The sequence below is a fragment of the Streptomyces sp. NPDC031497 genome, assembly GCF_055580905.1.
The window spans coordinates 15,502-41,128 of record NZ_JBVIKO010000039.1; the positions used below are offsets into that span (position 1 = coordinate 15,502).

General features: G+C 71.7%; 19 protein-coding genes. 11 read left to right on the forward strand and 8 right to left on the reverse strand.

From position 1 onward, the window contains the following. Positions 1 to 54 precede the first annotated feature (54 nt). Positions 55 to 477 (reverse strand): DUF3499 domain-containing protein, encoded by a 423-nt coding sequence (locus ACZ5K7_RS44630; protein WP_351706829.1) that lies wholly within the window; start codon positions 475 to 477, stop codon positions 55 to 57. Between the two features lie 278 nt (positions 478 to 755). Here ACZ5K7_RS44630 and ACZ5K7_RS44635 point away from each other — a divergent pair, with 278 nt between their 5' ends. Beyond that, positions 756 to 1,208: a metallopeptidase family protein gene (locus ACZ5K7_RS44635; RefSeq protein WP_351706832.1), complete on the forward strand. Its 453-nt coding sequence runs from the start codon at positions 756 to 758 to the stop codon at positions 1,206 to 1,208. Positions 1,209 to 1,243: 35 nt separating this feature from the next. Here the strand turns inward: ACZ5K7_RS44635 and ACZ5K7_RS44640 are convergent, their stop codons facing one another. From ACZ5K7_RS44640 to ACZ5K7_RS44650, 3 genes are all read right to left on the reverse strand, one after another. Further along, complete coding sequence (locus ACZ5K7_RS44640; protein ID WP_351706359.1) at positions 1,244 to 2,734, reverse strand: DUF5719 family protein; 1,491 nt, start codon at positions 2,732 to 2,734, stop codon at positions 1,244 to 1,246. Then, positions 2,731 to 6,420 (reverse strand): glycosyltransferase, encoded by a 3,690-nt coding sequence (locus ACZ5K7_RS44645; protein WP_468923596.1) that lies wholly within the window; start codon positions 6,418 to 6,420, stop codon positions 2,731 to 2,733. The genes ACZ5K7_RS44640 and ACZ5K7_RS44645 overlap by 4 nt, the downstream gene beginning before the upstream one ends. A 202-nt stretch (positions 6,421 to 6,622) precedes the next feature. Continuing rightward, complete coding sequence (locus ACZ5K7_RS44650) at positions 6,623 to 6,886, reverse strand: WhiB family transcriptional regulator (protein WP_003975777.1); 264 nt, start codon at positions 6,884 to 6,886, stop codon at positions 6,623 to 6,625. 615 nt (positions 6,887 to 7,501) lie between these two features. Here ACZ5K7_RS44650 and ACZ5K7_RS44655 point away from each other — a divergent pair. The 4 genes from ACZ5K7_RS44655 (at position 7,502) to ACZ5K7_RS44670 (ending at position 11,490) form a co-directional block, all read left to right on the forward strand. Further along, entirely contained in the window at positions 7,502 to 7,996 is a 495-nt protein-coding gene (locus ACZ5K7_RS44655; protein ID WP_351706362.1) for a cysteine dioxygenase, read from the forward strand. A 33-nt stretch (positions 7,997 to 8,029) separates the two neighbouring features. Then, positions 8,030 to 8,989 carry a 2-phospho-L-lactate transferase gene (gene cofD, locus ACZ5K7_RS44660; RefSeq protein WP_468923601.1) on the forward strand — a complete coding sequence of 320 codons (960 nt, stop codon included), beginning with the start codon at positions 8,030 to 8,032 and terminating at the stop codon, positions 8,987 to 8,989. After that, complete coding sequence (locus tag ACZ5K7_RS44665) at positions 8,986 to 10,332, forward strand: coenzyme F420-0:L-glutamate ligase (RefSeq protein ID WP_468923604.1); 1,347 nt, start codon at positions 8,986 to 8,988, stop codon at positions 10,330 to 10,332. The genes cofD and ACZ5K7_RS44665 overlap by 4 nt, the downstream gene beginning before the upstream one ends. A gap of 147 nt (positions 10,333 to 10,479) precedes the next feature. Then, positions 10,480 to 11,490, forward strand: coding sequence for a DNA-3-methyladenine glycosylase family protein (locus tag ACZ5K7_RS44670; RefSeq protein ID WP_468923607.1), 1,011 nt, complete (start codon positions 10,480 to 10,482; stop codon positions 11,488 to 11,490). Between the two features lie 245 nt (positions 11,491 to 11,735). Here the strand turns inward: ACZ5K7_RS44670 and manB are convergent, their stop codons facing one another. Further along, positions 11,736 to 12,818 carry a mannose-1-phosphate guanylyltransferase gene (manB, locus tag ACZ5K7_RS44675; protein ID WP_351706374.1) on the reverse strand — a complete coding sequence of 361 codons (1,083 nt, stop codon included), beginning with the start codon at positions 12,816 to 12,818 and terminating at the stop codon, positions 11,736 to 11,738. 161 nt (positions 12,819 to 12,979) lie between these two features. After that, the gene (locus ACZ5K7_RS44680) at positions 12,980 to 14,365 is read right to left on the reverse strand and encodes a peptidoglycan recognition protein family protein (protein WP_468923611.1); all 1,386 of its coding nucleotides are present in this window, start codon (positions 14,363 to 14,365) and stop codon (positions 12,980 to 12,982) included. A 111-nt stretch (positions 14,366 to 14,476) separates the two neighbouring features. Between ACZ5K7_RS44680 and ACZ5K7_RS44685 the strand changes: the two genes are divergently transcribed. The 5 genes from ACZ5K7_RS44685 (at position 14,477) to ACZ5K7_RS44705 (ending at position 22,201) form a co-directional block, all read left to right on the forward strand. Further along, positions 14,477 to 15,232 carry a TIGR03089 family protein gene (locus ACZ5K7_RS44685; RefSeq protein WP_468923614.1) on the forward strand — a complete coding sequence of 252 codons (756 nt, stop codon included), beginning with the start codon at positions 14,477 to 14,479 and terminating at the stop codon, positions 15,230 to 15,232. Between the two features lie 216 nt (positions 15,233 to 15,448). Next, on the forward strand, positions 15,449 to 16,573 hold the full coding sequence (locus ACZ5K7_RS44690) for an LCP family protein (RefSeq protein ID WP_468923617.1): 1,125 nt from the start codon (positions 15,449 to 15,451) through the stop codon (positions 16,571 to 16,573). A 242-nt stretch (positions 16,574 to 16,815) separates the two neighbouring features. Further along, complete coding sequence (locus tag ACZ5K7_RS44695; RefSeq protein WP_468923620.1) at positions 16,816 to 18,558, forward strand: LCP family protein; 1,743 nt, start codon at positions 16,816 to 16,818, stop codon at positions 18,556 to 18,558. Positions 18,559 to 18,799: 241 nt separating this feature from the next. Beyond that, complete coding sequence (locus tag ACZ5K7_RS44700) at positions 18,800 to 20,416, forward strand: LCP family protein (RefSeq protein WP_468923623.1); 1,617 nt, start codon at positions 18,800 to 18,802, stop codon at positions 20,414 to 20,416. Between the two features lie 225 nt (positions 20,417 to 20,641). Beyond that, entirely contained in the window at positions 20,642 to 22,201 is a 1,560-nt protein-coding gene (locus tag ACZ5K7_RS44705) for an LCP family protein (RefSeq protein WP_468923710.1), read from the forward strand. Between the two features lie 25 nt (positions 22,202 to 22,226). Here the strand turns inward: ACZ5K7_RS44705 and ACZ5K7_RS44710 are convergent, their stop codons facing one another. Beyond that, positions 22,227 to 23,261 carry a glycosyltransferase family 2 protein gene (locus ACZ5K7_RS44710; RefSeq protein ID WP_468923626.1) on the reverse strand — a complete coding sequence of 345 codons (1,035 nt, stop codon included), beginning with the start codon at positions 23,259 to 23,261 and terminating at the stop codon, positions 22,227 to 22,229. Positions 23,262 to 23,387: 126 nt separating this feature from the next. Between ACZ5K7_RS44710 and ACZ5K7_RS44715 the strand changes: the two genes are divergently transcribed. Then, positions 23,388 to 24,890, forward strand: coding sequence for an LCP family protein (locus ACZ5K7_RS44715; RefSeq protein ID WP_450972873.1), 1,503 nt, complete (start codon positions 23,388 to 23,390; stop codon positions 24,888 to 24,890). Positions 24,891 to 25,050: 160 nt separating this feature from the next. Here the strand turns inward: ACZ5K7_RS44715 and ACZ5K7_RS44720 are convergent, their stop codons facing one another. Next, entirely contained in the window at positions 25,051 to 25,599 is a 549-nt protein-coding gene (locus ACZ5K7_RS44720; RefSeq protein ID WP_351706398.1) for an acyl-CoA thioesterase, read from the reverse strand. Between the last annotated feature and the right edge of the window lie 28 nt (positions 25,600 to 25,627).

Sequence of the window (25,627 nt, forward strand, 5' to 3'; positions counted from 1 at the left end):
GAAGAGGAGCCGGAGGGAGCGGGGAGATCCGGGGCGACCTGGCAGGAGAGCGGCTCAGTTGTCCGGTGACCGCAGCACCCGCAGATGGCCGCGCCGTGCGACCTCCATCGGGTCCGCGCCGCGTCCGCCGCCCGCCTCGGCCGCCCGCTCCTGGGGGCGGGCCGCCTCGCGCACCGCGTTGGCGAGTGCTTCCAGGTCGTCCCCGCTGGGACGGGCCGGGGCGGAGCCGTCGATGAGCCGGACGACCTCCCAGCCGCGCGGGGCGGTGAGGCGCTCGGAGTGCTCGGCGCACAGGTCGTAGCAGTGGGGTTCGGCGTAGGTGGCGAGCGGGCCGAGGACCGCGGTCGAGTCGGCGTAGACGTACGTCAGCGTCGCGACGGCGGGTCGGCCGCAGGCGGTTCGCGAACAGCGACGTACAGGGCTCACGACGTTGGACGGTACCGCACTCTTGAGCGGGCCGCGACGACTCTCCCCCAGGTCACTCCACCGTGTCGTGTTGTGAAACGCCCCACACACCCCTCCGGACACGCCCCGCTGACCTGCGTGGACGGCACCGTCCAGGATTCCGGACAGTATCGCATCTGTTCACGAGTCGGTACAAACACCGTCAATTGCCTTGAGCTCGTCGGTCTTGTGGAGATACGGAAACGAGCCCAACCTTGGCTGGAATGGTCATCCTCCGACATGTCACCCCGGGCGGTGTCGAGGTGTGGGGCGGCGCGCCCGGAGCCCGCGAGGACTACGCTTCACCAGTGATGGACAACCGTGTACCGCCCCGTGCCGCCGGCCCCGGGCCCCGTCGACGCGATCGCCACGGTCGGGGCATGCGCGGGCCGATCGCGCCACCTCAGGTGCCGCTGGCCGCGAGCCGCGCCGACGTGTTCGCGGACCTGGTGCAGGACTCCGTGGAACGTCTGGAGCGGCGCTGGCCACAGCTGGCCGACATCGATTTCCTGGTCCTTGAAGTGCCCCGGCTCCAGGACCGGCACGACGAGAGCTGGAGCGACGAGGCGGTACCGCTGGGCGGGGTCATTCCCGCGCGCGAGGGACGCCGGGCACGCGTCGTCGTGTACCGGCGGCCGGTCGAGATCCGCACCAAGGGCCGCGACGAGCGGGCCGCGCTGGTGCACGAGGTCGTCGTGGAACAGGTGGCCGAACTGCTCGGCCTCACCCCGGAGACGGTGGACCCCCGCTACGGCGAGGAGTGAGCGGGGATCCCTTCGGCGCGGGCCGGCGGTGGAGCCTACTTCTGCAGCACCGACACGTCCTGGTCCGCCTCCGGTACGGCCACCGTGCCGCGGTCGTCGGGGAGGGTCTGGATCGTGAAGCCCGGGACGCCCTCCTCGGTGGCCGCCAGGGTGCGGGCGCCGTAGACCGGGCCTCCGGAGACCGGCTCCACGGTCAGCGCGTAGGTGCCCTTCAGGCCGGACGGGACCGGGGCGTCGACGTCCTGGGTGGTGCCGGACTTGATCGTGAACGTCTTGGACACCGCCTTGCCGCCGCCGCTGCCCGCCGACGCCGTGACCTTGACCTGGGCGGTGCCGGTGGGGGCGGTCAGGGAGAGGGTGGTGCCCTTGCCGCTGTTGTCGGCGGACGTCGCGCGGGTGCCGACCGGTGCGGTCGCCGGGATGTACGCGGTCTCCTGCTTGCCGCTCTTGCCGCGGGTGACGCGCAGCGCGGCCACCACCGGGACGGACTGGTCGGTGGGCGTGAGGACCAGTGAACCCGCCTCTCCGCGGGTGACGTCACCGAGGTCGGCCGCGGTGGTCATGCCCGCCTTCACGTGCAGCGTCTCGTTGCCGGCCGGGGTGATCAGGCCGTCCGGGGAGGCGAGGCGCACCTTCAGGTCGGCGTCGGAGTCACCGTCGGTGAAGGCGATCAGCCGGACGTCCGTGGCGTCCTTGGGGATGCCCGGCAGCACCAGGCTGCCCGAGGGGTCGGCGGAGGCGGCCAGCCAGTCGCCGCCGGTCTTGTCGTCCAGGGCCTGCACACTCGCGCCGACCCGCCCGCTGCGCACGTTCACGTGCACGGTCAGGTCGGTCTGCTTGTCGTCGCTGAGCGTGGAGAGCAGGACCGGCTCGCCGGCGTGCGGTGCGACCGTGATGCCCTCCCCCACGGTGGACTTGAGCTGCCCGTCCTTGCCGTACAGCTCGATGTCGACCACGGCGGCGCTGTCGTCGGGGTTGGTGAGGTGCACGTAGTCGGTGCGGCCGGAGGCGGTGCTGGCGCCGGGGAACCAGAAGTCGGTGTCGGCGGAGGTGCAGTTGACGCCCTGGAGGCCGCGTCCGGTGCCCGCGGCGACCTCGGTGGTCTCCTGGACGGTCCAGCCCGGGGCGTACCTCCCCTCCGCGGTGCCGACGTAGGCGGGCCCGTCAGCGCCGGAGGTGTCCCCGGTGGCCGGGGTGCCGGGCGCCTTCGGGGTGAGGACGGGCTTGGACGCCTTTTTCTTCTTGCCGCTCGTGCCGTCCGCCGACTGCTCGGTGGCCGCCTGGAGTCCGGCCTTGCCGTCGCTCGCGGTGCCCTCGGTGACGGGCGTGAACGAGGTGTACGAGGTGTCGGCGATGTCGGACAGGCTCGGCGCCGGGCACAGCAGGGTGGTGCGCTCCACGGGCAGCTGGGCGGCAGCCTCGGCGGTGTGCGCGGGTGCGGCGGCCGGCGGGCTGAGCGCGGCGAACCCGGTGACCGCCGCGAGGGCGGCCGTACCGGCGAGCAGGGACAGGGTGGTGCGGTTCACTGCTGGCTCCCGTCGTGGTGCTCGCCGCCGGTGCCGTGCTGGTGCTGGGCGGCCGGGTCATAGGCGGGGTCGTAGCCCTGCTGGTACGTCGGGTCGTACGCCGGCTGTCCCTGCTGTCCGCCGTAGGCGTACGGGTCGTACTGGCCGGTCTGGTACGGGTCGTAGGTCTGCTGGTCGTAGCCGCCCGTCCGGTACTGGCCGGTGTCCTGGTACTGGTCGGCGTAGCCGGGCTGGTAGCCGTCCGCCGCCGGGTAGGAGGCCGGGTCCCACTCGTCGTATGACGGCTGCTGCGGAACCGCGACCGGGGGCTGCTCCTCTTCGGTGGCCGGGAACTCGCCGCCGTCCTGAGCGGTCGCCGCCTCCTCGGACTCCGCCTGGGCACGCAGCCGGCGGGCACGGCGGCCCTCGCCCTCGACGGGCTGGGCGGGGATCGGCTGCTCCTCGGGGAGGTCGTCGTCGACGTCGCGGCGGCGGCCGGGCAGGGCGAGGACGACCAGGACGACGGCGAGCGCGCCCTGGACCCACAGCCAGACGGTGTGGGTGAACGGGGTGTCGTAGGTGACGTCCAGCTTCCCGCCGGAGGCGGGGAGTTCGAAGCCCTGGGCCCAGCCGTCGACCGTGGTGCGGGTCAGCGGCTTGCCGTCCAGGGTGGCCGTCCAGCCCGGTGCGGCCGAGTCGGCCAGGCGCAGGATGCGGCCGTCGGCGCCGGTCGGGACGGTGGTGTGGATGTCGACGGGTCCGGCGGCGACGGAGCCCGGGGTGCCCGAGCCGTTCGCGGAGACGATGGTCGCGCGGGAGACCTGCTGGTCGACGCGCCACAGGGCGCTGCCGTTCTGCTGGCTGAGCCGGGACAGACCGGGCGTGGCGTCCAGCACGCGCGTGAGGTCACGCGGTGCGCCCTTGTGGACGAGGACGTAGCGCACCGCGAATCCGCCGAGCTGGTCGGCCTGGTCGGCGCCGGAGCCGGCGACCAGGTTGGCGACGACCTTGTCGAGCTTGGCGTTCTCGCCGTCGGCGGCGGTCACCTCGGCGTCTCCCATGCGGGCGCCGGAGCCGCGCACCAGCATGTAGTCCACGCGCGCGGTGCTGTCGCTGTCGAGGACGAGGGTGCGGACCTGGTCGGTGGTGGAGCTGTCCTCGGCGACGAACGCGGGCACCTGGGTGGCGTCGCGCCGCTCGACCGGGCCGTCGGCGCCGGCGATCATCCAGCCGGCGGCGAGCAGCAGCGGGCCCGCGGCCGAGGCGAAAGCGATCAGCGCGGCCACCGGCTGGCGCCAGCCGAAGCTCTGCTCGGCGACACGCGAGCGTGCCCCGTCGGCGCCGAGCGCGGCGGCGGACACGATCGCGATGCCGTAGACGAGGGTCGCCGGGCCCGCCCAGGCCGACTTGTTGGACAGGACCGCGAAGACCAGGCCGACCAGGGCGACCGCCCAGGCGGCGCGGACGGCCGACTGGCGCTCGGAGCGCAGCAGGGCGGCCAGCGCGGCCAGGACGATGCCGATCAGCATCAGCCCGTCGACCGTGCCGGGGCCGCCCGGGCTGGCGCCGAGCAGGTCGAGGGCGGAGGCGGCCGAGGAGCCGTACTCCAGCCCGGCCTCCTTGAAGAAGCCGAACGGCAGCAGGGTCAGCGACCAGGGGGCGAGGACCAGCAGCGGGGTGCCGAGCTGGGTCAGCAGCCGCACGCCGGAGGCGACCAGGTCGGAACGGCGGACGGCGAGCACGACGACGCCGAGGACCAGGGCGATCGGCCAGACGATCGGCGTGAACGCGGTGGTGATGGTCAGCAGCAGCGCGTACGCCCAGGTGGCACGCCAGCTGCCGCGCCCGCCCGAGGTGTTGGTGAGGCCGCTGGCGGCGATGCCCGCGCGGGCGATCAGCGGCAGCAGGACGGCGAGGACGGCGGTGCCGATACGGCCGCCCGCGAGCGCGCCGGTGGCGGCGGGCAGGAAGGCGTAGGCGATGGCCGCCCAGGCGCGCAGCAGGCGGGAGGTGACCAGCGGCCGGGAGGCGAAGTAGGCGGTGAACCCGGCCAGCGGCACCGAGGCGACCAGCAGCACGGTCACCGCGAGCCCGGTCGAGCCGAACAGCACCGAGGCCAGCGAGGCCACGATCGCGAGATACGGCGGGGCGGCCGGGGTGCCACCGGCGCCGACCGCGTGCCAGGCGTCCAGGTAGCGGGACCACAGCTCGCCCGAGGTGCCCGGGGCGGGCAGCAGTGCGCCGCCCGCGAGCGCGCCGCTGCCGAGCAGTGCGCGGCAGGCGACCAGCGAGAACAGCAGCAGCACCAGGAAGAGCACCGGGCCCGGTTTGCGGGCGATGCGCTTGACGCGGGCGAACTGCTCGATCTCCAGGAAGTCGGCGTCGTCGCCGCCGGGCCCGGACTCGACCACGCCGCCGTGCCGGCCGGCCGCGGACAGCTCCTCGTCGGCGCCGAAGAAGTTGCCCGCGACCTGCTCGACGGTGGCCCGCACGGTCGCGCCGGGCGGCGGGAACAGCGGGCGCAGCTCGCCCTTGTCGAGCTGGGAGGGGCCGCGCCTGCGCCGTCCGGCGATGATCCGCTCGGGCCGCAGCAGGGTGCCCAGCAGGCCTCGGATCTCGTCGAGGGCCTGTCCGGGGACCTTGCCGACGAGATTGCTGACCGTGCGCAGCAGGGTGCCGAGGACCAGCCGCAGCAGGATCCAGGGCAGCGCGGCCGTACGGGCGTTGACGAGCAGGGTGTAGACGGCGCCGGCCTTGTCGACCTTGTGCGGGGAGGCGGTGGTGCGGCCCGCGCAGTCGACGGCGCGGCGCTCGCGGGAGGCGGCCTCGGCGTGCCGTACGACGGCCTCGGGGGCGATCAGGACGCGGTGGCCGGCGTTGTGCGCGCGCCAGCACAGGTCGACGTCGTCGCGCATCAGGGGGAGCCGGCGGTCGAAGCCGCCGAGTTCCTCGAAGACGTCGCGGCGGATCAGCATGCCGGCGGTGGAGACGGAGAGCACGGGCCGCACGTGGTCGTGCTGTCCCTGGTCCTGCTCACGGCGGTCCAGGCCGGTCCAGCGGCGGCCGGAGTGGGCGATGGTGACGCCGACCTCCAGCAGCTGCCGGCGGTCGTACCAGCCGCGCAGCTTGGGGCCGACGACCGCCACGTCGTCGCGGCCCAGCTCCATCTCGTTGTCGACGACCCGGAGCAGCTGGGCCAGGGCGTCGGGTTCCGGGGCGCAGTCGTCGTGCAGCAGCCACAGCCACTGGACGGGTTCGCCGTACGGCAGCTCGGGCATGTCGTAGGCGTCGTCGCGCCACTGCCGGGTGACCGGGTCCCAGCCGCTGGGCCGCTTCAGGTACGGCAGGTCGTCCGGGGTGAGGACGGGCGCGGTGCGGGTCGCCTCCTCGACTGCCTGGCCGAAGCCGGTGCGGCGGGCGAGGTGCAGGACGTTCGCGTCGCCGAGGGACTCGGTGAGCAGCCGGGCGGAGTCGTCCGCGCTGCCGGTGTCGGCCGCCACCGCGTACTGGGCGGGGCGCTCCTGGCCGAGCAGCCCGGCGAGCGCGTCGGGCAGCCAGCGGGCGCCGTCGTGGGAGACGAGGACCGCGGTCACCACATGACGCGGGAACTCGGGTGGGCGGGTCGGGTCGGACACCGCTGGGCGGGTCGAGTCGGACACCGCTGGGGCACCCGGTGGCTGGGCTGCCTGGTGGCTGTGGACGGACATCGAGGTACGGGCCCCGGTTCGATGGACTGCGGTGGACTCCTGCGCCCGCTGGTGGCGGCGAGGCGTCTCGGACGAGCGCCCACACTATCGGCTGGGCATGTCGACGGCCCGCCCCCTGTGGACAACCCACGGGTGACGGGCCGTTCGCGCAGCTCAGTTGTATGCGTCGGGTGGACGCCTGGTCCGGACCGCGGTCCCCTTCTCAGACGGCGGCCTTCTTCAGGCGGCGGCGTTCCCGCTCGGAGAGTCCGCCCCAGATACCGAACCGCTCGTCGTTGGCGAGGGCGTACTCGAGGCACTCGGAGCGCACCTCGCAGGCGAGGCAGACCTTCTTGGCCTCTCTGGTGGAGCCGCCCTTCTCGGGGAAGAAGGACTCGGGGTCGGTCTGGGCGCACAGCGCGCGCTCCTGCCAGCCGAGTTCCTCGTCCGCGTCGTCGACCAGCAGTTGCTGCACCAGCTCGGTCATGTGCGCCCCTCGTCTGTCTTTCACGTCCCCGTGCCTGGCCGTTACCGATTTCGGCTGAACGACACGAGTGAAATTACAAGTGTGCTGCTCCGGGCGAGTCAAGCCGAGATCTGCTATTGAGCCCGTTATTCACTCTGCGGAACCAAGGCCGTGCGGAAAGTGTTCAAATCGCCATAAACCTTGACACGCAGACGAGGCCCATGAGGCCCCCGACCCCATACAGACCTTGTACGGAGAAGGACGCCCAGATGTTCGATCGCGTTCCGCAGTGACACGCGCGCCCAGTTGTGCGCCATGTGTCCCGGGTGCTTGCTGAACAAACCTTTCGGCAGAGAGATGAACCGGATGAGGTGAAACATGTCCCACATACCGGGAGCCGAGTTGACACTGCGGGTGTGAACCGATGTCCTAGTGGGCATGCTCGCGAACTTGGCATTCACCTCGACCCGCACCACCGGGTCCCACGGTGCTGCCCGCGCTCGCTGTAGCTGTTGCTGTTCCAGCTGTTGAGCCGTAGCCGTATCCCACCGCTCCAGCTGCAGACCGGGTCCCCAGGACTCGGTTTTCGCATCTCGTTCCCCGCTGACCTTCTTCACTGAGGAACCACCGCACCCCATGAACAGCGACAACGACCTGCAGATCGCCGGCGACATCCTCGAGGTGCCCCACCTGCTGCAGCCCCCGCGCGAGCACCCGGTCACCGTGGCCGAGTTCGCCGGCCTGGCCCGCGCGATCGCCGCCGACCGCGCGCAGTGGGAGCACCTCGTGCGGTACGACGCCACCACGCGCTGGTACCACCGGCTGCGCACCGGCCCCGGCTACGAGGTGTGGCTGCTGTCCTGGGTGCCCGGTCAGGGCAGCGGGTCGCACGACCACGGCCGCTCCTCCGGTGTGCTGACCGTCCTGGAGGGCACGCTCACCGAACACACCGGGCGCGCCACGCGCGCGCTGTCCGCCGGCGCACAGCGGGTCTTCGCGCCGGGGTACGTGCACGAGGTGGTGAACGACGCGCTGGAGCCGGCGGTGAGCCTGCACGTCTACTACCCGGGCCTCACCGAGATGCCGATGCACACGGCGCAGAGCTGCGAGGCGCGACCCGTGACTGCGTGACACGTTGTCGGACCCGCCTGCAAGACTTGGCGCATGCGCATTGTGGTTCTGGCAGGCGGTATCGGCGGTGCCCGGTTCCTGCGCGGTCTCAAGCAGGCCGTGCCGGACGCCGACGTGACCGTCATCGGCAACACCGGGGACGACATCCACCTCTTCGGGCTGAAGGTCTGCCCGGACCTCGACACGGTGATGTACACCCTCGGCGGCGGCATCAACGAGGAGCAGGGCTGGGGGCGGGCCGACGAGACCTTCCACCTCAAGGAGGAACTCGCGGCCTACGGCGTCGGGCCCGACTGGTTCGGGCTGGGCGACCGGGATTTCGCGACGCACATCGTGCGCACCCAGATGCTGGGTGCCGGCTATCCGCTGAGCGCGGTGACCGAGGCGCTGTGCGACCGCTGGAAGCCGGGCGTGCGGCTCATCCCGATGACCGACGACCGGGTCGAGACCCATGTGGCCGTCCAGGTCGACGGCGAGCGCAAGGCGGTGCACTTCCAGGAGTACTGGGTACGGCTGCGGGCGTCCGTGCCCGCCGAGGCGGTCGTCCCGGTCGGCGCCGAGCAGTCCAAGCCGGCGCCCGGCGTCCTGGAGGCCATCGCCGAAGCGGACGTGATCCTCTTTCCGCCGTCCAACCCGGTGGTCTCCGTCGGCACGATCCTCGCGGTGCCCGGCGTCCGGGAGGCGATCGCGAACGCCGGGGTGCCGGTGGTGGGCCTCTCCCCCATCGTCGGGGACGCGCCGGTGCGCGGGATGGCCGACAAGGTGCTCGCGGCGGTGGGCGTGGAGTCGACGGCGGCGGCGGTCGCCGAGCACTACGGCTCGGGGCTGCTGGACGGCTGGCTCGTGGACACCGTGGACGCGGGCAGCGTGGCGCGTGTCGAGGAGGCCGGCATCCGCTGCCGGGCCGTACCCCTGATGATGACCGACCTCGACGCGACCACGCAGATGGCGCGGGAGGCGCTGGCACTCGCCGAGGAGGTGCGCGGGGTATGACCGACGCGATCGACGACGCGACCGACCCGACCGGGGACGCGGTGCCCGAGTACCGCGTGTGGGCCCTCGCCGGGCTCCCCGAGGTCCAGCAGGGCGACGACCTGGCCAAGCTGATCGCCGCGGCCGGGCCGGGACTGGCCGACGGGGACGTGGTGATCGTCACGTCGAAGATCGTCTCCAAGGCCGAGGGGCGGCTCGTCGAGGCGACCGACCGGGAGGCGGCGATCGACGCCGAGACCGTGCGGGTGGTGGCCCGGCGCGGGACCCTGCGGATCGTGGAGAACCGGCAGGGGCTGGTCATGGCGGCGGCGGGGGTGGACGCCTCCAACACCCCGTCCGGGACGGTGCTGCTGCTGCCCGAGGACCCCGACGCGTCCGCCCGCGCGATCCGCGCGGGGCTGCGCGACGCCCTCGGCGTCAACGTCGGGGTCGTCGTCACCGACACCTTCGGGCGCCCCTGGCGCGCGGGCCTCACGGACGTGACCATCGGCGCCGCAGGGGTGCGGGTGCAGGACGATCTCCGCGGGGGCGTGGACGCGTACGGCAATCCGCTGGTCGCGACGGTCGTCGCCACGGCCGACGAACTGGCCGCCGCCGGTGATCTGGTGAAGGGCAAAGCGAGCGGCCTGCCGGTGGCCGTGGTGCGCGGGCTCGCGCACGTCGTGGCCGAGGCGGGGGACGAGGGCGAGAGCGCACGGGCGCTGATCCGGGACGCGGCCACCGACATGTTCCGGCTCGGCACGTCCGAGGCGGTCCGGGAAGCCGTGGCGCTACGGCGGACGGTGCGGGCGTTCACCGGCGATCCCGTCGACCCCGGGGCGGTACGGCGGGCGGTCGCCGCGGCCGTGACGGCGCCGGCGCCGCACCACACGACGCCGTGGCGGTTCGTGCTGCTGGAGTCGCAGGAGTCGCGCACCCGGTTGCTGGACGCGATGCGGGACGCCTGGATCGCCGACCTGAGGAAGGACGGCAAGTCCGAGGAGTCCATCGCCAAGCGGGTACGGCGCGGGGACGTGCTGCGGAACGCGCCGTATCTGGTGGTGCCCTGTCTGGTGATGGACGGTTCGCACACGTACGGAGACCCGCGGCGGGACGCGGCCGAGCGGGAGATGTTCGTGGTCGCGGCCGGGGCGGGCGTGCAGAACTTCCTGGTCGCGCTGGCCGGGGAGCAGCTGGGGTCGGCGTGGGTGTCGTCGACCATGTTCTGCCGGGACGTGGTGCGGGAGGTGCTGGCGCTTCCTGCGGGTTGGGATCCGATGGGGGCGGTGGCCGTGGGGAAGGCGGCGGAGGAGCCGAAGGAGAGGGCGCCGAGGGAGGTCGGGGACTTTATCGAGGTGCGGTGACGTTCGTGCCGCCTTCGGTTCGGGGTCGGCCGGTTCGTCGGCGAGTGCGCGTGGTGGGGTTGACCGCGCCCACGCGGCGGTGGCCGCATATCGGACACACCCCCGCGCCCCCGAAAAACGGGGCGCTTGAGGCCTAGGATTCTTTGAGTGGCTGGTCGGTTTGCTCCGAAGCCCACGCGTACGACTGTGCGGGGTGGGCAGGTTGTGGTGCCCGCCGGCGTGCCCCGGCAGGCGACCGCGCCCGGCCGGGTTCGGCTGTGGAAGCCCGACGGGGCCCTCGATCTCGGGCTCGTGCTGGGGCCGCTCCGGCGGGGGCCCGGGGATCCGACGTTTCGGGCCACCTCCGACGGGTCCGTGTGGCGGGCCAGCCTCACGCCTGCCGGGCCGGGGACGCTGCGGGTCGCCGCGTACGGCGGTGAGGTGCGCGGGGAGGCCTGGGGGGCCGGTGCCGAGTGGCTGCTGGAGCGGTTGCCGGAGATGCTCGGTTCCGCCGACGACCCGTCCCTCTTCGTGCCCCGGCACCGGGTTCTCGCCGCTGCGCGGCACCGGCGGCCGGGGTTGCGGCTGACGCGGACCGGGCTGGTGCTGGAGTCGTTGATTCCGTCGGTCCTGGAGCAGAAGGTCACGACCGACGAGGCGTACCGGGCCTGGCGGTTGCTGGTGCGCAGGTTCGGGGAGCGGGCGCCAGGACCCGCCGGGGTGGGCGACCGGCCGATGTGGGTGATGCCGGCGCCTCGGACCTGGGCGCTGATTCCCTCCTGGGAGTGGCACAAGGCCGGCGTCGACAACAAGCGGGCGTCGACGATCCTGCGGGCGGTACGGGTCGCCGCGCGGCTGGAACAGGCCGTGGGGATGGCGGCGGAGGCCGCGCAGGCGCGGTTGGAGGTGGTGCCGGGGGTGGGGCCGTGGACGTCCGCGGAGACCGTGCAGCGCAGTCACGGGGCGGCGGACGCGGTGACGGTCGGGGACCTGCATCTGCCGGGGATCGTGGGGTTCGCGCTGGCCGGGGACCGGCATGCCGACGACGAGGCGATGCTGCGGTTGCTGGAGCCGTATGCGGGGCAGCGGCATCGGGCGGCTCGGTTGATCCTGCTGAGCGGTCAGGTGCCGAAGCGGCGGGCGCCGCGGATGCCGCGGGGGGACATCGGCCGGTTGTGACGTGCGGGTGGGTGGGGGCAGGGTTTCGCCTGCCGGCGCCGGCAGGGTGCCTCCCCCGGAGGGGGGTACCCCGAGGGCCCACCCGTGCCGCCTGGGGACAACCTCCCGGGCCCTCGAGGCACTGGGGGAGGCACGATTGCCCGCAGCCAAGGAGAGGCAGCGGGCGAGGCGCCCCTCAGGGGCGCCTCGGGAACTGCGCGACCAGCCCCCACGCGCCCGCGGTCGGCGTACCTGACCAGCCACCCCTACTGGTCCGAGGAGAACCGCACCGCCCCCGCCGGGATCATCGCGTCGCACCACACCCGCGCACCCTCCCGCAGCTCGTTGTCGGCGCCGACGGTCGCGCCGTCGCCGATCACCGTGCCCGTGAGGACCGCGCGTTCGCCGACCCGGGCGCGGTTGCCGATCAGGGAGTCGGTGATGACCGCGCCGGGTTCGATCACGGCGCCCGGCAGGATCGTGGAGCCGAAGACCCGCGCGCCCTCCGCCACGAACGCGCCCTCGCCCACCACCGTGCCGCCGGTCAGCTTCGCGTCCGGCGCGACCCGTGCCGTGGGCAGGATCAGGCGGTCGCCGCAGCGGCCGGGAACGGCCGGGGACGGGGCGCGGCCCAGGACCAGGTCCGCCGAGCCCCGGACGAACGCCGCCGGCGTGCCGAGGTCCAGCCAGTACGTGGAGTCCACCATGCCCTGGAGGTGGGCACCGGCCGACAGCAGCTCCGGGAAGGTCTCCCGCTCGACCGACACCGGGCGGCCCTGCGGGATCGTGTCGATGACCGAGCGGCGGAAGACGTACGCCCCCGCGTTGATCTGGTCGGTGACGATCTCCTCGGGAGTCGCCGGCTTCTCCAGGAAGGCGAGGACCCGGCCCGTCTCGTCGGTGGGGACCAGGCCGTACGCGCGCGGGTCCGTCACCTTGGTGAGGTGGAGGGAGACGTCGGCGTCGCTCGTCTCGTGCATCTCGACGAGCGCCCTGATGTCCAGGCCCGTCAGGATGTCGCCGTTGAAGATCAGGACCGGTTCGTCGGGGCCCGAGTGCAGACGGGCGGCCACGTTGCGGATCGCGCCGCCCGTGCCGAGCGGTTCCTCCTCGGTGACGTATTCGATGTGCAGGCCGAGTGCCGCGCCGTCGCCGAAGTACGGCTCGAAGACCTCCGCCAGATAGCTCGTCGCGAGGACGATGTGGTCCACGCCCGCCGCTCTGGCTCTGGCCAGCTGGTGCGTCAGGAACGGCACGCCCGCCGCCGGGACCATCGGCTTGGGCGTGTGGACCGTGAGCGGGCGCAGCCGGGTGCCTTTGCCGCCGACCAGGAGGATCGCTTCTGTCACCTGTCGTCTCTGCTTCCTGCCGGGACCGGCCGAACTCTCTGTCGGCCGGCCAGTGTATGCAGACCGTGCGACGGCGCCTTCGACGGCCGCGCGGTGCCACGCGGCATGGGTGTGCGGTTTCCCCCGACTGCCCCCGACGGCGTTGAACGCGGCCCCCGTGCTCAGCGTCCCTGGAGGTGCGCGGAGCTGGTCCGGGCCGAGCCGAGTTTGGCGTAGAGCTTCGCGCCGGGACACTCGGTGGCGTACCCGTCCCTATGGCCGGAGATCACGTTCAGTCGTACGTTCTTCCCCTTTGGGTAGAGATTGCCACCTCCGGACTTCAGATATGTCTTTCCCTTGGGATTGGCTCCGAAGAGCCCGAGTTTCCACGCGGTGAGCTTGGCGATGGCCGTCACGGCGGCGGCGGGCGGCTTGTGCGAGCCGAACGAGCCGATCACCGCGATGCCCATACTGTTGTTGTTGAAGCCCAGGGTGTGGGCGCCTCTGACGGCCTTCGCCACTCCCCCGGCGCGGCCCTCGTAGATGCTTCCGCACTTGTCGACGAGGAAGTTGTAGCCGATGTCCCGCCAGCCCATGCTCACCACGTGGTAGCGGTAGATACTGCGGATGACGGACGGGGTCTGGGAGCACTTGTAGCCGTTGCCGGAGGCGGTGTGGTGGACAAAGGCCGCCTTGACCTTCCCGGTGTAGACGAACCCCTTGTCGCGCAGTGACTCGTCGGCGCCCCAGCCGCGGCGGGTGACGATCCTCGGGCGCGGTCCGATGTACGGCTTCGCGCGCGGTACGCCGGTCAGCTCCGCCAGTTCGTCCTCGGTGTCCTGCCGGTCCAGGGCCGGGATCTCGGCGGCGCCGAAGGGAGCGAGGTCGGTGTTGACGGCCGCCGCCGCGTCGGCCTCGGTGCCGGTGCGGGGGACGTCGGCCGGCGGGCCCTGGGGCGGGGCCTCCTCGCCGGGGTCGACGAGTTCGAGGCGCAGGCCGGCCGGGAGCAGGTCGCGGCCGCCGGTGGGGGTGCTGCCGCGCGGGCCGGGATCGTCGTCGAGTTCGGCACGCACGCGTACGTCGACGCCGTCCGAGTCGCCGACCCACAGGGGCGCGGTGCCGCCGTGCACGTGGCCCGAGTCGGCCTCCGCCGTGTCCGGGTCGGCGCCGTGGTCGGCGTTGTGCGTCTCGACGTCCTGCCAGCCCGACCAGTGGCCGGTGGCGGCGGACCGGGTGCGGACCTGGACCAGGCCGTGCAGTTCGGTGCCGGGGTTGTCCCAGCTGACGCCGACGAGCGAGAAGTGCTCCAGGTCGTCGCGGTACAGGCCCTGTTCGGGGGCTCTGCCGAGGACGCGCTCACCGGTGCGGGGGGCCAGGGGCAGTGACCGGGTGCTGCCGGCGAGGGCAGCGGTCCCGGTGGGACGGCCGGTGGTCTTCGTGGCCCGCTCCGCCGGTGCGGCGGCCGCGGACGGCACGTTCAGCGCGGCGGCGGGGAGGGTGAGGGCCGCCGCGCAGGTGACGCCGATCGAGGAAGTCAGGAATCCACGCATGCCCCTGATCTTGAACATAGTCAGACATGTATGTCTATTGCGGAACTGACGGCCCGTCGGGAGCGATTGCGCCGAACCGGTGGCCCCGCCGGTCGGTGCGGGCGCCGGTCGCGGCGTACGCTTGCCCGGGTGAACGCCACCGATCGCACCCCCGCCGACCTGCTGCGTTCCGCGCTCGCCGCGGACCCCGGACGCCCCCTGGTGACCTTCTACGACGATGCCACGGGCGAACGCGTCGAATTGTCCGTGGCCACCTTCGCCAATTGGGTGGCCAAGACGGCGAACCTGCTCCAGGGCGACCTCGCGGCACAGCCGGGTGACCGGGTGGCCCTGCTGCTGCCCGCGCACTGGCAGACGGCGGTGTGGCTGCTCGCCTGTTCGTCGGTGGGTGTGATCGCCGACGTGGCCGGCGACCCGGCGGCGGCCGACGTGGTGGTGAGCGGGCCGGATTCGCTGGAGGCGGCCCGGGCCTGCCGTGGGGAGCGGGTCGCTCTCGCGCTACGGCCGCTGGGCGGGCGTTTCCCGGCGGTCCCGGACGGGTTCGCCGACTACGCGGTGGAGGTGCCGAGCCAGGGAGACCGGTTCGCTCCGTTCTCGCCCGTCGATCCGGACGAGCCCGCACTGATCGTGGCCGGTGCGGAGATGAGCGGGGCCGAGGTGGCGGAGCGGGCGCTCGGGGACGCACCGGGGCTGGACCTGACCGGGCCGGGGTCGCGGCTGCTGTCGGGGCTGGGGTTCGACACGTGGGAGGGGCTGAGCGCAGGCCTGTACGCGCCGATCGCGGTCGGGGGATCCGTGGTGCTGTGCCGGCACCTGGAGGAACTGGGCGAGGAAGGAATCGCCAAGCGGATCGAGAGCGAGCGGGTGACAGCGACGGTCCGGTGAGGCCGTCCACCGTCCGCGAGCCGAGGCCGCCGCCGACCGGCGAAGGCCGACCACACACCGGTGAAAGCCGGCCGCCGACCACAGGCCGGTGAAAGCTGTTCGCGCTCGCGTGGTGGAGCCGCGCGTCGCTGCGGCCCGCGCCCCTGGGGTGGTCCACTCACCCTTGTGGAGTAGTTGGCCCCCACCCCCGCCCTCACCCCCAGGCACTCTGGAGGAGTGACCGATGCCGGAGGGGCCACCGCGACCGGGGACGGTATTGCCCGGCGTCGGCGGCGGCGTTGGCTGACCGGTGCGGCGGCGGCCGCCGGGCTCCTCGCCGCCGGCACCCTCGCCTGCGGCTGGGTGCTCTACGACCGGCTCAGCGACAACATCACCCCCGACGAGGCGGCCGCCGCCGAGCTGGCCCGCTACGAGCGGGAGCGGCCCACCGCGCTGGTGCGGGGCGCGCAGAACATCCTCCTCATCGGGTCGGACACCCGGGCGGGGGACGGGAACCGCCGCTACGGCAAGGACCTGGGCACCGAGCGGTCCGACACCACGATCCTGCTGCATCTCGCCGCCGACCGGCGCAGCGCCACCGCGGTGTCCCTGCCCCGGGACCTGATGGTGCACGTGCCGAGCTGCCTGCGGGGCGACGGCCGCCGCAGCGAGCCCCAGTTCACGCTGTTCAACTCGGCGTTCGAGGTCGGAGGTTCGGCCTGCACCATCCGTACCGTCGAGAAGCTCACGGACATCCGGATCGATCATCACGTCGTCGTCGACTTCAGCGGGTTCAAGGACATGGTCGACTCGATCGACGGGGTGCAGGTCTGCCTGAAGGAGCCGATCAACGACAAGGCCGCCAAACTGCGGCTGCCCGCCGGCCGGGTCACCCTCGACGGGGAGCAGGCGCTGGGGTACGTACGGGCGCGCAAGTCGCTCGGCAACGGCAGCGACACCGAACGGATGGAGCGGCAGCAGCTGTTCCTGGCGGCGCTGGTCAGCAAGGTGCGGGGCAGTGACGTACTGCTGAACCCGGCGAAGCTCTATCCACTGCTGGACGCGGCGACCTCGGCGCTCACCACCGACCCGGAGCTGGCCAGTCTGCGTGGTTTGTACCAGCTCGTCCGCGGACTGCGCGACATCCCCACCGAACAGGTGCAGTTCCTCACCGTCCCGAGGGAGCCGTACGTGTACGACTCCAATCGTGACCAGCTCGTGGAGGGCAGGGCGGACGCGCTCTTCGCGCTGCTGCGGGCCGACAAGCCGGTGCCGGTCACCAAGAAGAACGTCCCCTCTTCCGGCAACTCCGAGGCGCCCGGATTCCACGGGAACACCGCCGCCGAGGACAGTTGCGCGTAAAGCACCAGCCAAGGCGGCGAACTTCCGCGTCGCACGTTGTCAGTTATATGAGATGGATTGCCCGGTTGTAGGGATGACTAATTTGTCACTGGCGTCACTTGACGCTGAACTGGACGGATAGTGTGAGCCCTCCGGTGCACCCGGCCGCGAGGTCCGTCCTGGGGTCGTGCACTGTTAACCGTGACCGAGCGCCTTGATGGGGGGAAGGCGCCGCGTGGCCCCGACGGAGGATTCGGACAACCGTGGACGCGCAAGGCCGTGGGCGGGCGGACAACATCGATCCCGCAGACCAGTGGGTACTCAATCCGAACACCGGCGAATACGAACTGCGACTGACACCTTCCGCACCGCAGTCGTCGGTACCCGGACCGCGCCGACCGACTTCGTCGCGCGCCGGCACGGACGCGCCGCGGGAGACGGCGGCCCGGGAGGTCCCGGGGCAGCCCCGGGTTCCGGGACAGGTTCCGGGGCAGCGCAGGCGACGCGGCGAGCCCGAGCCGCCGGCCGGTCGGCGCTCACGGCGGCCGGTGAAGAAGAAGTCGAAGGCCAAGAAGGTACTGCTGTGGACCGGCGGTTCGATGGCCTTCGTCCTGGTCGCCGTCTCGGCCGCCGGCTATCTGTACGTGAAGCACCTCAACGACAACATCACGTCCGTCTCCGACGACGGCGCGAGCACCGGTGGCTTCAGCAAGGACAAGGCGATCAACCTGCTGGTGATCGGTACCGACAAGCGCACCGGCAAGGGCAACGAGGGGTACGGCGACACGGGCAGCGTCGGGCACGCCGACACCAACATCCTGCTGCACATCTCCAAGGACCGCTCCAACGCGACCGCGTTGAGCATCCCGCGCGACCTGATCGTGGACGTCCCGGACTGCCCGACCGAGCAGCCCGACGGCACCCAGAAGGTCATTCCGGGCACCACCGGCGTCCGCTTCAACACCAGCCTCGGGCAGGACGGGCGTACGGCCAGCTGCACGGTGCGCACGGTGACGGAGCTGACCGGGATCACACCGGACAACTTCATGGTGGCCGACTTCAACGCGGTGAAGACGCTGACCGACGCGGTGGGCGGGGTCGAGGTCTGTCTGGCCAAGGACATCGACGACTCGGACTCCCATCTGAAGCTGTCCAAGGGCACCCACAACATCTCCGGCGAGACCGCGCTGGCCTTCGTGCGCACCCGGCACTCGGTCGGCTTCGGCGGTGACCTCAGCCGGATCCAGCTCCAACAGCAGTTCCTGAGCGCGCTGATGCGCAAGCTCAGCTCCAACTCGACGCTCACCAGCCCGACCAAGCTGCTGAAGCTGGCCGAGGTCGGCACCAAGGCACTGACCGTCGACTCCAAGCTGGACAACATCGGCAAGCTGAAGGACCTGGGTCTGGAGCTCGGCAAGCTCAACCCGAAGAACCTGACCTTCACCACCATCCCGGTCGTCGACAACCCGGCGGAGAAGGTCAAGGCGACCGTCGTGCTCAACGACACGAAGGCCCCGCCGGTGTTCCAGGCCATCAAGGACGACGTCTCCTTCACCGACGTCAAGAAGAAGCAGGCGAAGGCCAGCAAGGACGCGGCGGCCGCCCGCCTGGAGGGCAGCAAGTCCGCGGCCTCCGAGGTGCGGGTGCGGATCCTCAACGGCGGGGCCGACGACGGCAGCGCCCAGAAGGCCCTCAACTGGCTGCAGAACGACGAGGGCGTCCTCAAGTCGGAGAACGCCGGCAACGCGGACGCCAAGCTCAGCAAGACCACCCTGGAGTACGCCCCCGACCAGGCCCCTCAGGCGCGTGAACTGGCCAGCATCATGGGGCTGTCCGGTTCGGCGCTGAAGCCCGGCAAGAGCGTGACCAACTCCCAGGGGCTGCCCGCGATGACCCTGACGCTGGGCAAGGACTTCCAGGGGGCGGGGGTGCCCCTCACCACTCCGACAAAGGCGCCGGACGTGGACAGCAAGACCACCGCGGACAAGGTGACCTGCGCGAAGTAGCGGCAAGCGGCGTGCGACAGCGGGGAGTTGCGCCCCGATGACACCAAGTCACAGCGAATAAGCAGGTAACCCTATGGGTCCGTCGCGCGTCTAACCGGGCGCGGGGCGGACCCGTGTGGTCCGTGAAGCGTCCGATGGGGGGCGTCGGCGACGGGCCGGTGCGCGCAGAGCGCAGGGCGGGGAGGGCAGGGCGTTGACGCAGAGCGATGTACGGGGGGAAAAGCCTGCGGTCGAGGACACGATGTCCCTCGCACCGAAGGCATCCGGGGCGCCGGGCGGTGCGGGCGGCGGCCGTCGCAAGGGCAGCACGAACGGCCCGACCAGGGCGCACGGTTCGAACGGCAACCGGCGCAGACGCGGACGGCGCGCGTTGCGCTGGACCGCGACCGTGGTGTCGGTGGTGATCCTCGGTACGGCCGGTGCCGGTTACCTCTACTACCAGCACCTGAACGGCAACATCCACAAGGGCGAGCGCGACATCGGCGACGCCAAGGCGCGGAAGACCGCGGCCAACGCGGCCGGTCAGACGCCGCTGAACATCCTGCTGATCGGCTCCGACAGCCGTAACTCCGACGAGAACGTGAAGCTCGGCGGCGCAAAGTACGACCGGGGCAGCCCGCCGCTCGGGGATGTCCAGATGCTGATCCACCTGTCGGCGGACCGCAAGAGCGCGGCGATGGTGAGCATCCCCCGGGACACCCGCGTCGACATCCCCAAGTGCACGGACCCGGACACCGGCAAGGTGTACCCGGCGACCAACACCATCATCAACGAGTCGCTGGCCCGCGGCGGCGCCGGCTGCACGCTGGCCACCTGGGAGAACCTCACCGGGGTCTACATCGACCACTGGATCACGATCGACTTCGCGGGCGTGGTGAAGATGGCGGACGCCATCGGCGGCGTCGACGTCTGTGTGAAGCAGAACGTGTGGGACCGGCCGACGGCCGCGGTGTCCGGCGGCTCGGGGCTGAAGATGACGGCCGGCACTCACAAGGTGCAGGGCGAGCAGGCCCTGCAGTGGCTGCGCACCCGGCACGCCTGGGGCAGTGACCCGCTGCGGGCCAAGGCCCAGCACATGTACCTCAACTCGATGATCCGGACGCTGAAGGGGCAGAACGTCTTCACCGACACCGGCAGGCTGATGGACCTGGCCGAGGCGGCCACCAAGTCGCTGACGGTCTCCGAGGAGATCGGCACCCCGAAGAAGCTCTACGACCTGGGCATGCAGCTCAAGTCGGTACCGACGGACCGCATCACCTCGCTCACGATGCCGAACCTCCAGGACCCGCAGAACAAGGACCACCTCGTACCGGACACCGCCAACGCCGACAAGATGTGGCAGATGCTCCGCGACGACGTGGCGTTCGACAAGAACGGCGCCGCCAAGGAGAACAAGAAGCCCACGGCGACCGCCGCGGCGACCAAGTCGCCCTCCGTCCCCGCCGGCCAGCTCGGAGTGCTGGTGCAGAACGCCACCGGGAGCGCGACCGAGGCCGCGGTCTCCGGCCGGGCCCGGGCGATGGCCACGGAACTCGGCGCCAAGGGCTACACCCGGGCGGCGGCGGACACCTCGTCGGCCACCGAGTCCGTGGAGAAGACGGTCGTGGAGTATCCGAGCGCGGACCTGCGGGGCGACGCCCAGGCGGTCGCCAAGGCGCTGGGGATCCCGGTCGGCCAGGTGAAGCAGACCACCGATGTGTCGGGCGTCACGCTCGTCGTCGGTGCCGACTGGCGCGACGGGACGGCGTATCCCAAACAGTCCGCCCCGAAGGCCGGTGACCTGCCCGACAACTCCGACGCCATCAACGGCTCGGACACCAAGCAGTGCATGGACGTGTACGCGCCCTATCGGTGGTAGGCCGCACCCCCGGTCCCATACAAGGTCATTACAGGCGGCACGATCCCCTCACACACAGAACCGCACAGGTAAGCACAGGCAACTCCTAAACGACTGCATGACACTGCCGCCGTGCCCAGGTGCCCGGGAGTCGGGTGCGGCGGCAGTGGCGAGCGGGAGGGCGGGCAGTTGGTGCGCGGCAATGTGCGAGGGGAGGTGTCCGACGTGGCCGTGGTCGACGACACGATGACCCTGACGCCCCAGGACGGTGGCGGTCGGCACGGCGGCAGACGGGGCGGCGGCGGGGCGGACGGTGACCGCGGGCGGCGCAGACGCCGGGTGCTGCGCTGGTCGGCCTCGGTCGTGGCCCTGGCGATAGCCGGCACCGCCGGCGCCGGATACCTCTACTACGAGCACCTCAACGGCAACATCAAGAAGGAGTCCCTGAACATCGGGGACTCCAAGGACCGCGCGGCCGAGTCGAAGGCGAACGCGGCCGGGCAGACGCCCCTGAACATCCTGCTGATCGGTTCCGACGCCCGGGACACCGCCGAGAACCAGAAGCTGGGCGGCGCCAAGGACATCGGCACCGCCGCCCGCGCCGACGTGCAGATGCTGCTGCACGTCTCGGCCGACCGCACCAACATGTCGGTGGTGTCCATGCCCCGCGACACCCTGGTCTCCATCCCCAAGTGCACGGACACCGACACCGGCAAGGTCTACGCGGCGACCTCCGACACCATGACCAACTCCTCCCTGGAGCGCGGCGGCCCCGGCTGCACGGTGGCCACCTGGGAGAAGCTCACCGACATCCACATCGACCACTTCATGATGGTCGACTTCTCGGGCGTGGTGTCCATGGCGGACGCGATCGGCGGGGTGCCGGTGTGCGTGGACGCCAACATCTACTCGCACACCTCCACAGGACACGGCTCGGGCCTGAAACTGACGAAGGGCACCACCTCGGTCAAGGGCAAGCAGGCCCTGCAGTGGCTGCGCACCCGGTACGGCTTCGAGGACGGCAGCGACATCGCCCGCACCAAGGCGCAGCACATGTACATGAACTCGATGGTCCGCCAGCTGCGCTCCAACGCGACCCTCAGCAACCCCGACAAGCTCCTCAAGCTCGCCGAGACGGCCACCAAGGCACTGACGGTGGACGACGGCCTCGGCACGGTCACCAAGCTCTACGACCTGAGCAAGGAGCTGAAGAAGGTCCCCACCGAGCGCATCACCATGACGACCATGCCGTGGGTGTACTCCGCGGACGGCAACCGCGTCCTGCCCAAGCCCACCGACGCGGCCAAGCTGTGGCGGCTGGTCCGCGAGGACATCGCCCTCGACGGCAAGGACAAGAAGAAGACGACGACCGCGACCAAGGTCACCGACAAGGCGGCGGCCGACGACCGGATCGCCGTACAGGTGCAGAACGGCACCAGCAGCGGCACGGAGTCCGCCGTCACCGGACGGGCCGCCGCGGTCACCGGGCTGCTGGTCGCCAAGGGCTTCACCAAGGCGGCCGCCGACTCCTCGGCGCTGCTCAGCGAGGACCAGACGCTGGTGCGCTATCCGAGCGCCGACCTGGCGGGCGACGCCCAGCGGGTCGCGAAGGCGCTGGGCGTCCCGGCCGACCAGGTGAAGAAGTCCACGGACGTCGACGGGGTCACGCTGGTGGTGGGCGCCGACTGGCGCTCGGGCACGAAGTACACCGCCGACGACGATGACACCACCCCGGCCTCGGCGAGCGCCCTCAACGCCGCGGACACCAAGGCGTGCATGCACGTCGACCCGGACTACACCTGGTAGTCCGGGCCGCGCCGAAGGCAGGTGCTCAGCTGGAGGAAGAGCTGAGCACCGCGGGGCGGCGGGACGCGATGACCCGCTTCGCCAGGGACCTGGGGCTGGTCAGGAAGCCGTATCCCCACGACATGTGCATGGTGGCGAGGGCCAGCGGGATCTGCAGCCGCGCCTTGAGCGGCAGCCCCTTGCCGGCCGGGACCGACCCGGCGGCGATCGCCGCGAGATAACCGCCCGGGACCACGAAGCCGAACGGGGTCACCAGGGCCCCGACGACGATCCCGGCGGCTATCGCGCACACCGCCACCGGCGGGGCGAGGTAGCGCAGGTTGATGGAGCCCTCGTGGTAGCGGGCGACGACGTGCCGCCAACGGCCGTAATCCTTGTACTGCTTGGCGAGGGCCTTCACCGACGGCCGCGGCCGGTACGACACCTTCAGCTCCGGCGAGAACCAGATCAGGCCACCGGCCTCGCGGATCCGGAAGTTCAGCTCCCAGTCCTGGGCGCGGATGAACTCCTCGTTGTAGCCGCCCTGTTGTTCCAGGGCCTCGCGCCGGAAGACGCCCAGGTACACGGTCTCGGCGGGACCGGCCTCGCCACCCGTGTGGAAGGCCGCGTTGCCGACGCCGATCTTCGAGGTCATGGCCGCCGCGACCGCGTGCTCCCAGGCGTTCTCGCCCTCGGCGTGCATGATGCCGCCGACGTTCTGCGCGCCGGTCTCCTCAAGGAGCCGTACGGCGGTCGCGATGTAGTTCGGGGAGAGCATGCCGTGGCCGTCCACGCGCACCACGATCGGATGCCGGGAGGCCTTGATCGCGGCGTTCAGCGCGGCCGGGGTGCGGCCGGTCGGGTTCGGGACGGTGTGCACGCGGGGGTCATCCGCTACGAGCTGCGCCGCGATCTCGTCCGTGCGGTCCGTGGACGGACCGAGGGCGATGACGACCTCCAGCTCGCCGGCGTACTCCTGCGCGAGGATCGCTTGGACGGCCCCACGCAGATGCCGCTCCTCGTCGAGGACGGGCATGATCACAGAAACTGCGGGGTGCCGCACGTCGGGATTGGCGTTCATAGGGGGCTCACGTTACCGCGAACGGGGGACACCGGTGCGCGCCGCCGGGGCCAAGCCGCGGGCTGAAGGTCGTATCGGCCTACCGTGCTCACGGATCCCACGTACGGCCTCGTCCGGAGGTGTCCTTTGGCCGCCAGCCCGCCCCGGTCCCCCGCCCGGCCCGCCCCGCCGCAGCGTCGACCGCAGCCCACCCGTCAGGCCCCGCGGCCGCCGGTACGACCCACGAGGCCCCGGCGGCCGCGCTGGGCCATGCGGGCCGTGACCACACTCTCGGTGGTGGTGCTGGCGTCGGCCGGGATCGGACACTCGGTGATGGCCAGCCTGGACGCGGACATCGCCCGGGTCGACCCGTTCAAGGACATGAAGAACCGTCCGGCCCCGGGTCACGGCATGAACGTCCTGCTGGTCGGCACCGACGGCCGCGACAAGATCACGGAGAAGGAGCGGCGCCGGTACCGGCTGGGCGGCGCGCCCTGCCACTGCACGGACACGATCATGATCGTGCACATCTCGCCGGACCGGGAGCGGGCGACGGTCGTCAGCCTGCCGCGCGACTCGTACGCCGAGGTCCCGCCGCACGTCGACCAGACGACGGGCCGGACGCACAGCGCCCATCCCATCAAGCTGAACGCGGCCTACGCGGAGGGCGGCCCGCAGCTGACCGTCCGCACGGTCGAGGACATGACCCATCTGAAGATCGACCACTATCTGGAGGTCGACTTCATCACGTTCATGCGGACCGTGGACGTGCTCGGCGGGGTCCGGATCTGCACGCCCCAGCCGCTGAAGGACTCCTACACCGGCCTCGACCTCTCCTCCGGCACGCACAGGCTGAACGGCGGCCAGGCCCTGCAGTACGTCCGCGCCCGGCACGTCGACGGGGCGAGCGACCTCGGCCGGATGAAGCGGCAACAGCGGTTCCTGGCCGCGCTGATCGAGCGGGTGTCGTCGTCGGGGGTGCTGCTGAACCCGATCAGGTTCCGGGACGTGACACGGGCGGTGCTGGGCTCCGTCCGGGCCGACACGGGCTTCGGCACGGACGAGCTGCTGGACCTCGGCCGGGCGATGCGGAACTTCTCCCCGTCCTCGTCCGAGTTCACGACGGTCCCCATCGGGCAGATCGCGTACCCCGTGAAGGGCATCGGCTCGACGCTGAAGTGGGACCAGGCCAAGTCGGACCAGCTGTTCCAGTCCCTGCGCGACGACAAGCCGCTGGCACCGCCGGCACCCAAGCGGCCCGCGGGACCGGCGCCGGTGACCGTGGAGGTGGCGCCGGCACAGATCCGTGTGCAGGTGGAGAACGGCACGGGGACGGCGGGGCTCGGGCGGCGGATGGACGCGGCGCTGGCGGCGGCGGGGTTCGCGACGAACCACCAGCCGGTCACCGCCGCCCGGCACGACGTGCGGCGGACGGTGATCTCCTACGACCCCCGCTGGGACCGCTCGGCCCGGTCGCTGGCGGCGGCCCTGCCCGGGAGCGAACTGCGGGCGGTGAAGGGGATGGGCCCGGTGCTGCGGGTGACGACCGGGGCGGACTTCAAGGGGCCGGCGAATGTACGGAAGGTACGGGCCGAGGCCCCCGTGCAGGGGGAAACCTCTGTGATCAGGGGAGATGAGACGGTGTGCTGAGGGTCGTGTCTCGGCCGCGGGCCGGTGGGGGCTTGTCGCGCAGTTCCCCGCGCCCCTAAAAAGCAGGGTTGCTGCACGAGCGCTTCTTCAGGGGCGCGGGGAACTGCGCGAACAACCCCCACGCACCCGCAGCCGACCGGCGGTCCCGCGCGGCACCGCCCTAGTCCTCGAACCCCTCGGCCACCCTGCGCTCGCGCAGCTCGCGGATCTCCCGCCGTCGCGCCAGCCGGTGCGTGCGCCTGATCTGGGCCTCCTGATTGCGCCGGCGGTCCCGGTCGGTCTCCGGTATCACCGGCGGTACCCGGCGCGGCTTGCCGTCGGCGTCGACCGCCGCGAAGACCAGGTAGGCCGAGCCGACCTGGGTCGCCGGGGTCGATTCGTTCCAGCGCTCGGCCAGGACCCGCACGCCCACCTCCATGGACGTCCGGCCGGTCCAGTTGACCTGCGCCTTGACATGGACCAGGTCGCCGACGCGGACCGGCTCCAGGAACGCCATCTCGTCCATGGAGGCGGTGACGGCGGGACCGCCCGAGTGGCGGCCGGCGACCGCACCAGCCGCGTCGTCGACGAGCTTCATGATCACACCGCCGTGCACCGTGCCGAGGAGGTTGGTGTCGTTGTGGCTCATGATGTGGCTCAGGGTGGTCCGGGACGCGGACGTCGGCTTGCCGGGTATATCGGATTCCGCCTCGGGGGCCTGGTCTGTCATGGCCCCCACCTTATGCGGAAGCGACAAT